Source organism: Pseudonocardia ammonioxydans (assembly GCF_900115005.1).
Taxonomy (GTDB): Bacteria; Actinomycetota; Actinomycetes; order Mycobacteriales; family Pseudonocardiaceae; genus Pseudonocardia; species Pseudonocardia ammonioxydans.
Genome location: NZ_FOUY01000088.1, coordinates 1 through 9,820 on the forward strand (window position 1 = coordinate 1; position 9,820 = coordinate 9,820).

The 9,820-nt window shown below is 70.5% G+C and carries 8 protein-coding genes and 1 pseudogene; 1 reads left to right on the forward strand and 8 read right to left on the reverse strand.

The annotated features are described in order from the left end of the window. Positions 1-364 precede the first annotated feature (364 nt). Positions 365-583, forward strand: a complete 219-nt coding sequence (locus tag BM093_RS33250) for a cold-shock protein (protein WP_093357024.1) — start codon at positions 365-367, stop codon at positions 581-583. 278 nt (positions 584-861) lie between these two features. Here the strand turns inward: BM093_RS33250 and BM093_RS33255 are convergent, their stop codons facing one another. The 8 genes and pseudogenes from BM093_RS33255 to BM093_RS35610 form a co-directional block, all read right to left on the reverse strand. Next, positions 862-1,659 (reverse strand): ABC transporter ATP-binding protein, encoded by a 798-nt coding sequence (locus tag BM093_RS33255; RefSeq protein ID WP_093357043.1) that lies wholly within the window; start codon positions 1,657-1,659, stop codon positions 862-864. Positions 1,660-1,726: 67 nt separating this feature from the next. Continuing rightward, entirely contained in the window at positions 1,727-2,782 is a 1,056-nt protein-coding gene (locus BM093_RS33260) for a FecCD family ABC transporter permease (RefSeq protein WP_093357046.1), read from the reverse strand. 12 nt (positions 2,783-2,794) lie between these two features. After that, entirely contained in the window at positions 2,795-3,793 is a 999-nt protein-coding gene (locus BM093_RS33265) for a FecCD family ABC transporter permease (RefSeq protein WP_218163050.1), read from the reverse strand. Positions 3,794-3,822: 29 nt separating this feature from the next. Further along, a complete protein-coding gene (locus BM093_RS33270; protein ID WP_177238868.1) occupies positions 3,823-4,689 on the reverse strand; it encodes an ABC transporter substrate-binding protein in 867 nt (288 codons plus the stop codon). Positions 4,690-4,834: 145 nt separating this feature from the next. Next, a complete protein-coding gene (locus BM093_RS33275; protein ID WP_218163051.1) occupies positions 4,835-6,313 on the reverse strand; it encodes an MFS transporter in 1,479 nt (492 codons plus the stop codon). A gap of 188 nt (positions 6,314-6,501) precedes the next feature. Next, entirely contained in the window at positions 6,502-7,722 is a 1,221-nt protein-coding gene (locus BM093_RS33280) for an acyl-CoA dehydrogenase family protein (protein WP_218163052.1), read from the reverse strand. A 37-nt stretch (positions 7,723-7,759) separates the two neighbouring features. Continuing rightward, entirely contained in the window at positions 7,760-9,220 is a 1,461-nt protein-coding gene (locus BM093_RS33285; protein ID WP_143105682.1) for a type I 3-dehydroquinate dehydratase, read from the reverse strand. 448 nt (positions 9,221-9,668) lie between these two features. Continuing rightward, positions 9,669-9,820, reverse strand: a pseudogene (locus BM093_RS35610) (IS701 family transposase); the annotation flags it as partial.

The window sequence follows — 9,820 nt, forward strand, 5'->3', positions numbered from 1 at the left end:
GGCAGTGAACGTAGTGAACGTGCGGGTCTGTTTGACCCGCCTACGGCCGTCCGGGTTCGGTGTGCGGACGCACGCGACCACCTCGTCCTTACCGATGTCGATACCTGCGCACCGCTCGATCAGCGTGTCCATCCGTGGCCTCCTCGCCCCGCTCCCGGACAGGGGTGGGGCCGGCGGGGCCGACCGATCAACGACGCTGTAAGGCGTGCACGAGACAACAATTCGAGGTGCCGGGAAGGCCCCTGGCATCAGTCTCTGACACAGGCTCTCGCGCACCAAGCAAGAACGAGCTCAGCCGACCCCGCACCGATTCTCATCCTTCAAGGCGGCCAGCGGTAGCGGCCATGGGGTCTCTGATCGACGCATGGCGACCGGGGTCGTGAAGTTCTACAAGGCAGAGAAGGGCTGGGGCGCGATCAGCAGCCCGGAGCTGCCCGACGGCCTCGACGCCTTCGTCCACTTCAGCGCCATCGAGGCCGAGGGCTACAAGGTGTTCGAGCAGGGCGACCAGGTCGAGTTCGACTACGAGCCGGCCCAGCAGGACAGCTTCCGGTTCCGCGCGACGCGCGCACGACGCCTCTGACACCTGGCTCATCCCGCCTCCCACCCGGACGACGGTATGCCGCAGATCGTGCAACCGGACGCCGGGGAGGCCCTGCCGGGTCGAGGGCCGGCGCGTGCAGCAGCGTCCACGCGCGCAGCGCTGCTCGGCCGGTGGCCGGCGAGCGTTGCCGCAGGTGCACGGCCGTCACCCGGGCCGGGACGTGCCGGCCCGGGACTGCGGCGGGAAGCCACGCACCGACGACGCTCACCGTCCCCACCAGGTCATCGGCGTCGACGTTCCTGCGGCACCGCACGACGTCAGTCCTCGGCAGCCCTGAGCAGCTGGTAGGGAAGACACTGCGGGCTGCCGTTCCGCCGGTCGTAGATGATGTCGGCCTCGACGCCGAAGATGTCCCTGATCACGCGCGGGGTCACGACCTCGTGCGGCGGCCCGGCGGTGTGGACCGCGCCCTCGCAGAGGGCGATCATGTGGTGCGAATAGCGCGCGGCGCTGTTCAGGTCGTGCAGCACCATGACGGAAGTCTGTTTCTCCTCGCGGTTCAGACGGGCGAGCAGTTCGAGTACCTCGAGCTGATGGCCCATGTCCAGGTAGGTGGTGGGCTCGTCCAGTAACAGCGTGTCGGTCTCCTGCGCCAGGGCCATGGAAATCCAGGCACGCTGACGCTGGCCACCGGACAACGTGTCCAACGACCGGTCGGCGAACTCGTCCACGCCCGTGATCTCCAGTGAGCGGGCGACGGCCCGCTCGTCGGACTTCGACCACTGCCGGAGGAAACTCTGGTGCGGGTAACGACCCTGGGAGGCCAGCTCGCGGACGGTGAGTCCCTCCGGGGCCCGTGGGTCCTGGGGCAGCACACCCAGTCTCTTCGCGACCTCGCGGGTCGCGAGGTTGGCTATGGCCTCGCCGTCGAGGTAGACGGTGCCGGAACGGGGCTTCAGGAGGCGGGCCATCGCACGCAGCAGAGTGGACTTCCCGCAGCCGTTCGGACCGACGATCGAGGTGATCCGACCCTGCGGCACGTCCACCGAGAGATCGGCCAGTACGGTGGTCTCCTCGTAGGCGAACCTGATCCGCTCGGTCCTGAGCTTGCTCACGGCTCTCGACTCCACTTCAGGCACACATGTCCTCCGGCGTTCTGTCGACGATCAGGGATCTCGAGGTCTATGTGTTCCTGCTCCTGTAGAGCAGGTAGATGAAAAAGGGTGCACCGAGAATCGCGGTGACGATTCCGGCCGGGATCTCCACCTGCGGGAGGACGGCTCGACCGACGAGGTCCGCGCCGACGACGATCGCGGCTCCGGTCACCGCGGCCACCGGGATGAGGCTGCCGTGCGACGTGCCGACCATCCGGCGGGCGATGTGCGGGGCCATCAGCGCGACGAACCCGATCGTCCCGGCGGTGGCCACCGCGGTCCCGGCCAGCGCCACGCTCGTCAGCAGCAGCAGCGCACGCGTCCTCCTGACCGGCACGCCTATGACGTGTGCGACGTCGTCGCCGAGGTTCAGTGCGTTGAGGCGGCGGGCGAGGAACAACGCCGGCGGGAGGAAGAGCAGCAACCACGGCAGGAACGAGTACAGCTCGTCCCAGCCGCGGCCGTAGACGCTCCCGGTGAGCCAGATCAGGGCGAGGGAGACCTGCTGCACCTCACCGAAGGTGATCATGAATGTGGTGCCGGCGCCGGCGATCGCGCCGAGCCCGATACCGACCAGCACCAGCCTGACCGGCGAGCTGTCCCGCCTCCACGCCAGCACGTACAGCAACGCAGCCACGATGAAGGCACCGCCCAGGGCCGCCGGCTGCAGGTATGCCGCGGAGACCGACGGCACGGCCACGATCAGGCTCACCGCCGCCAACGACGCCCCGGCGTTGACACCGACGATGTCGGGCGCGGCGAGTCCGTTGCGCGTGAGTCCCTGCAGTATCGCCCCGCTCACGGCCAGTGCGGCCCCCACTGCCACCGCGACCAGTGCACGTGGCAGCCGGAGGGTGTTGATGACGAAGGCCTGACCGGCGTCGTCCCCGAGACCGAGAACCGTGCGCACGACCGCCGGCGGCGGCACCGGATAAGGGCCGTAGCCGACGTTCAGCACCACGCCGGCGAACACGACCAGACACAGCACGATGAAGATCAGGGTCGCGCGCCGGTCCAGCCGCAGCGAGACAGGTCCGGCTCGGAGCGTGGCCTCACCGGTGGTCAGACGGGAGACGACGGACATCGGGCGACCCATCTACTGCCGTGCCCTGGATCGCGCCAGATAGATGAAGAACGGCGCGCCGACGAGAGCGGTCGTCACGCCGACCGGGATCTCCTGCGGCCGCAGTGCCACACGCGAGACGATGTCGGCACCCAGGAGCACGATCCCTCCGACGACTGCGGAGTAGGGCAGGATCCAGCGATAGTCCAGACCGACGACGAAGCGCACGGCGTGGGGCACGACGAGCCCGATGAAGCCCACCGGCCCTGCCACTGCGACGGCGCTGCCTGCCAGCAGCACCACCGAGAGCGCGGCGAGGGACTTCGTGAGCCTGGTCCTCTGCCCCAGCCCGGTGGCCACGTCGTCACCGAGCATCAGTGCCGTGATCCGACGGCTCAGCGCCAGCGCGAGCAGGAGTCCGGCGCAGACGTAGGGCGAGATCTGCTGCAGCAACGCCAGGTCGCGGCCGAGCAGCGACCCGGCCAGCCAGAACCGGATCGTGTCCAGGGTCTGCTCGCTGAGTATCAGCATCGCCGTCGTGAACGACGACAGCAGCGCTGCCACCGCGGCCCCGACGATGGCCAGCCGCATCGGGCCCATCTCGCCGCGCCCCACCGAACCGATCCCGTACACCAGCGTGGCCGCGACCGCCGCTCCGACGAAGGCGACGAGCGCATACGTCGACAACGACGTCGTCCCGAACACGAACACGGCCGTCACCACGGCGAAGGCCGCTCCGGCGTTGATTCCGAGGATGCCCGGATCCGCCAACGGGTTGCGCGTGAGCCCCTGCATGATCGCACCTGCCACAGCCAGGCAGGCTCCGACCAGCGCCGCGCCGAGTGCACGCGGAACCCGGATCGTGCGGACGATGAGGTCGTCCCGCGAACCGTCGTGGTCGGCGAATGCCCGCAGCACATCCATCACGCCGATCCGCGACGCCCCGAAGTGGATGCTGACGACGAGGCCCACGGCCAGCACCGCCGTGCAGACCGCCAACCCGAGAAGCAGCGCGTACCGCGAGCGCAACACTGAGATGAGCCTGCCTGGTTCAGATCGGGTCAGTTCGACGGACCACCGGTTCCCGGATCGACGCCCGCCGCACCGCCTCCCTCCGGAGCTCGGCCGTACAGCATCCCGGTGCCCTCGTCCGCGATCAGTTCCATCGAGACCAGCCCCCTGGAGCGGGTCCACAATGCGCGGTCGACCGGGTAGACGTCGCCGGCTCGCACAGCGCGCAGACTCTGCCAGACCTCCGACCCCTGCCAGTCGTCCATCGTGGTCTCCGCGTCGGTCATGACGAACAGAACGTCGGGGTCGATTTCGGCCAGGCCTTCCAACCCGACCGAGGAGGAGTCCGAGTCCGCGGGGAACGCCGCCGCTTCCGGTGCGTACGGTACCCCCACCCGTTCGAGGACGTCGGCCACGTAGGACCCTTTCCCCTGGATCTGTGCGGTACCGCGTTCCCGGGGAATGATGGCCAGGGTCTGGCGCTTGTCGCCTTCGGGAACCGTCCGGGCGAACGCGTCCAGTCTTCCGTTCAGGCGGTCTATCTCTGCGTTCGCCGCGTCTGTCCTGTTGAGGGCCTCCGCGACCTTCCGGGTCACGTCCAGGGTTTCCTGGTACCCGGAGTACCGGACCGTGAACACGACCGTGGGTGCGATCGCACTCAGTTCGTCGTAGATCCCCGCGTGCCGATCGTTGTCGGCGATGATCAGATCGGGTTGGAGGTTCGCGATCTGCTCCAGGTCGGGCTCCGCCCGGGTCCCGACCGACTGCCACTCGCCGATCCTCTCCCGCACCTGTGGGATCAGGTTCTCCGGATCTCCGTCGTCGACCACGCCGACCGGGCTCGCGTCCAGAGAAGCCAGCATGTCCACGTAGGGGAACTCGAGCGCCACGACCCGCTGGGGCCGGTCGGGCACCATGGTCTCTCCCATGTCGTGCGCGACGGGCCGGGTGGCCCCGGCCGTGTCGCCGCCGCCTCCCCCGGCGCACGCGGTGACCAACAAGAGAACGGCGGCCAGCAAGGAGACCGTTCCGATCCCACGTCTCCCACGGTTTCCGACTCGACTACTCATCGTTGAGCAAGCTCCATTCTGGATATGATCGTTTACGTTGTCGCCTGGTGCCGAACCGGGCCACAGTGCGCCGGATCCGGTGTTCAGGAGGTGAACGGTCCCGCAGGGCCGACCAACAGGGTCGGACCGAGCGTCCGGGGTTCACCCAGGCCGCTCGATGCCGCTGGGACGCCGTCGACGGACCGCGCCCGGTCACACTCGTCCGCGCCGTATCCACCCAGCGGGGCCGCGGCGCGCTGCCCATGGGGCCGGCCGACCTCGGCGCGGTCTGGCGCCGGGAGGCGGGCCGGACCGGCCTGGTCAGGTACACCGCCGCGACCACCAGTGCGGGCAGCAGGCACAGGACGAGGAGCGTCGGCTGGTACGAGCTCGACCACGCCCTGCCCAGTGCGAGAACGAGAGGACCCGGCGCGGAGGTGCCGATGATCACCGCGTGCACCGTGCCGCGCAGGGTAGCGAGGTGGCCGGAACCGAAGCCCTCGTTGAACACGACCCCCTTGAGAGTGCGGATCCCGCCGATGCAGGCGCCGAGTGCCAGGCCGTAGACGACGGCGGTCCAGCCCGGGCGCACGCATCCGGCACCGACGGTGGCGAGGGCGAGCATCACCATCACGGCGACGATCAGTGCGCGGTCGCCGACGTAGTCGGCCAGCCAGCCGAACAGGAAGCTGACGGACAGCCCGGCGAACAGCTGCGGCACGAAGTTGGCTGCCGCCTCGGCGACGCTCAGACCACGCTCCCCGAGCAGTGACACCTGGTGGAACGTCAGGGCGGTGGTGACCAGGCTGCACACGCCGGTCCCCGCGATGACGATCCAGAAGACCGAGGTCCGCCCGGCTTGCCGCAGGGTCCGGTCGGCGGCGGAGCTGCCGGCTCCGGCCGGCGTCCCGGGCTCGGGCCCACTGGGCGTCACGTCCCCGGGAGGGCCCGTGCCCACCGCGAGGTCGCCGCCGGTGCGCACCCGCCGTGGCAGGACCAACAGCGCAGCAGGCACGGTCAGGGCGAGGACGGCCCACCCCTGCAGCTGCCACACCGTGCGCCACCCGAGATCGTTGATCAGGTGCTCGAGCCCCAGCGGAGCCAGCGAGATCACGGACGTGCCCACCGCGGTGACGACCCCGGTCGCGAGTCCCCTGCGCCGCTGCACGTAGACCGCGACCGCGGTGGTGGCCACGAGGCTCAGAGCACCCTGCCCACCGATGCGGATGCCGACGAAGGCCGCCGTCAGCCCGACGATCTCGGTGACGGCGGCGGCAGCCAGCAGGATCGCCCCGAAACAGCATCCGATGACGGCCATGACGCGGCGTGGCCCGAAACGGTCGAGCATCCTCCCCAGCCACGGCATCGCCGGCGCCCCTGCCAGCGAGCCGATCGCATAGGCCGTGGCCACCGACCATCGGGGCACCTCGAGGGATGCGATCAGCGGGTCGACGAACACCGAGACGGCCGCGGTCTGTCCCGGCGCGGTCATGGCAAGGGCCACCGACGCCGAGCCGATCACCCGCCTGCGATAGCCACGGGGGGCGTTCCCGGGCCCGTCTCCCGTGCCTGCCGGGGCGGGCCGGCCGGAGGCGATCGACACGAGATCTCCTGTCAGAGTCGACATGCGGCCGTTCTCCCGGGCACGTGCGGCGGTCGGTCAGGGCATGACGGACCCGGTCAGGGTTTGAAGAACGAGGAGTCATGGGTGTGCCCGAGCGCTGCCCGCCCGATCGTCGCCAGGACGTGGTCGTCGTTGTCGTGGCGCGCGTAGAAGGTCAGATCGCGCAGGATCCGCTCCACAGGGCTGGGCCGCACCAGGCTGCGGGCCCCACAGGCGCGGACGCAGTGCTCCACGGTCTCCAGCGCGAGGTGTTCGACGAGGTGACGGGCGCGGTTGCCGGCGTTCCGGGCCTCGCGCCGGTGCCCGCTGTCCCAGAGCCGGGCCACGTGGGCCAGCCAGAGGTGTGCGGTGTCGATGTTGACCGCCATGCTCCCGACGCGCTGCTGGACGTAGGGGTCCGCGGTCCTGTCCTGCCGGAGCAGGTACTCGAGCGCGTAGTCGAAGGCGCCCTCGGCGGCGCCGAGGAAGCTGGCCGCGTAGTGCGGGGTGAAGGCGCTCTGCCAGCCCTGGTGCAGGTAGGCGCCCGGTTCTCCGATCACGTCCGCCGCGGGCAGGAAGGTCCGGTCGAACGTCACGACATGGCTCGCGGTGGCACGCATGCCGATCGGGTCCCACCACGACTCGTCGACGGTGACCGAGGGATCGGAGAGATCGCACGCCAGCAGGAGCAGCCCCTCGGCCGGGCCGTCCGCGTGCCGGGCGCCGCCCGGCCCCGCGGTGTTGACCAGGAGGACGGCCCGGTCCGCGCCGGTCGCGCTGGTGGCGAAGGCCTTGGTGCCCTCCAGGACCCATCCCCCGTCGACCGCGGTGATGCTCGTGCCGAACGCGGTGCGCTCGCCCGGCTTGCGCGCCTGCGGCTCACCGCTCCAGGCGACCCACTTCTCGCCGCCGTGCACGACGCCCTCGAACCAGCGGGCCCGCTGCCGTTCGGAGGCCAGCGCGTCGAGGAGCACGAGCGAGTTGGTGTGCCCCTCCCAGCACCGGCCGAGAGACAGGTCGGCCTTGGCCAGCTGCTTGGTCATCAGCCACAGCGGGAGCGTGTCGCCGTGGAGCGGGCCGAGCCCCAGACCACCGTGCTCGACGGGGACGGTGGCTGCGTTCAGCCCGGCGGCCGCCAGGTCGTCGAAGTCCTTGCCCGGGAACGCCACCGCGCGGTCGTACTCGTCCGCTCGTTCGGCGCACGCGTCGGCGATGTCGCCGACGCGTGCGAGCAGTTCCCGGTGCCGAGGAGCGAGGGTCTCCAGCCACGTCGCCTCCGAAGTGCGGTCGATGCCCACTCGGTGATCCTCTCCAGCCGTAGGTGATCCGGGCCTGTCAGTGAGATCGGACATCGCCGCCCCGAGGGGTCCGCCCGGCCTGCAGCAACGCGCGGGTCTGCTCGGTCGGGATGTGCCGTCCGGTCATGAGGTGGAACTGGCAGCCGGCGTCGGCGAGCAGCACGTCCCACCCGTCGACGACGGCGAGTCCGCGCTCGCGGGCCTCGCTGCTGACCGCGGTATCGGCAGGGGCGTAGACCATGTCCACGACGACCGCGTCGTCGGGCAGCTCGGACGGTAGGAAGGGCGCCCGGTCGGTCATCGGCGTCGCGTGCACGAGGAGCGAGTATCCGTCGGCGCGGAACTCATCGAGGGGAACGAACTCCAGGCCGAGCATCTCGGCGACCGACCGGCCGCGGCGGCGGTCGCGGTTGACCAGCACCGGCTCGGCGCCGCACCCGGCGAGCGCGAGGGCAGCGGCGCGGCCGGCACCGCCGCATCCGATCACCGCGGCCCTCCGGCCGGAGACGGGCTCGTCGACACCAGCCAGTGCCCTGCTGATCGCCGGGCTGTTGGACGTGTCGGCCCGCCAGGACCTGCCCCGTCGCACGAGGGAGTTCGCGGCCCCGCAACCACGTGCCGCCGGACTCGCCGTACCGGCGGTGGCCAGGGCCGCCTCCTTGTGCGGGGACACCACCGTGGCCGCGCGCATCGGGATGCCGAGTGCGGCCAGGCCGGACTCGGCGACCTCGTCCCAGAAACCCCCGAAGTCCTCCACCTGGAACGGGAGGTAGACGGCGGGTATGCCGAGCGCGCGGTAGCCGGCGTTGTGTGCGCGCGGCGACTTCGACCCCAGGACCGAACGGCCGACGATGCCGTTCACGGTGTCCAGCGGGCGCAGCCGGGGGAAGCCGTAGTCGCCCACCAGCTGGGCGACGGTGGGCACCTCGGGGTCCTCGCCGCCCAGGCCGCCGAACACGACGGGCGCACCGAGCCAGGGAGCCAGCAGACGGCTCCAGACCCCGGCCGCGCCGGTGCCGAACGCCGTGACGTCCGGCCGCCCGAGGTCGTGGAGGAACCGCAGCGGCGCCAGCGCCTGCTCGGCCCGCGACACGGCGGTCGTGAGCAGGTAGAGCGCGGCTCCCGCGGCGGCCATACGGCCGAACCGCCGGTGGAACGTGCCGGGCTCGACGGCGGATCCGTGCCAGGAGACGCGACGCCGGTGCGCCGGGATCCGGGTGAGCAGCTCGGGGACCAGGTCGTGGTCGGCTTCCAGGTCGACCACGTCGTAGCGCTCGGCCGCGGCGAGCAGGCGGGCGCGCCGCACGTCCGACGGGCCTTCGAACCTGCCACCGCGGTCACGGCTGCGCAGGCAGTACACGAGACGGCCGCCGAAGCGGCACCGCAACCACGACGGGTCCACCTCTCCCAGGATGTCTGCCCGGACCTCGACCAGATCGGCCTCGTTCCGCAGGGCATCCAGGTCCATTCCACCGCGGGCCGACGCAGTGCTGAGCACAGCGGTGATGGCAGCACAGTCCCGGTCCCTATCCGAACTACCGACACGTAGCAACGTCGCCTCCCGGTCGTGGATGGTGCGGAATCGACACAGCGCATGTCCGAGCACACCCGAAACAGGTGTGGAATCGTCGGCACGAACTGCTGTGCCGATCCGGATGATTCGCGGTTCAGGATCGGGACCGGCTACGGCGCCGTGCGGTGTTCACCACCGCGTCGGCAATGACGAATCCGGCCAGTAAGACGTCGAGGACGGGCATGGCCTAGTACTGCAACGGCGTTTCGTCAGGGTGGTGGGCGTTGGCCGCGGCGGCGGTAGTGACAGGTCCGGGCCTGATGTTGGCGTCGTCGACGCCAGGTGGACCAGGCGAGTGTGCTGGTCAGGCAGGCGGCTGGGGTGAGGATGAGGGTGGCGAGCAGGCGCCGTATCTCGTTGCCGCTCAGCGGGATCAGGCCGGTCCGCTCGGCTGGAGATCCCCCTTTTCGGCCTCCTGTGCGCGGGTGACGGACAGGTAGGCGGCGGCGAGCATGGCCAGTGTGATGTGGGCGTACCAGGCTCGGTAGGAGCGGACTTGGTAGTGGTCGAGGCCGGCTTCGTTCT

Coding starts and splice junctions, on each gene's coding strand:
- BM093_RS33250 (WP_093357024.1), top strand. CDS start 365: ATGGCGACCGGGGTCGTGAAGTTCTACAAGGCAGAGAAGGGCTGGGGC.
- BM093_RS33260 (WP_093357046.1), bottom strand. CDS start 2,782: ATGTCCGTCGTCTCCCGTCTGACCACCGGTGAGGCCACGCTCCGAGCC.
- BM093_RS33270 (WP_177238868.1), bottom strand. CDS start 4,689: ATGGTGCCCGACCGGCCCCAGCGGGTCGTGGCGCTCGAGTTCCCCTAC.
- BM093_RS33275 (WP_218163051.1), bottom strand. CDS start 6,313: ATGACCGCGCCGGGACAGACCGCGGCCGTCTCGGTGTTCGTCGACCCG.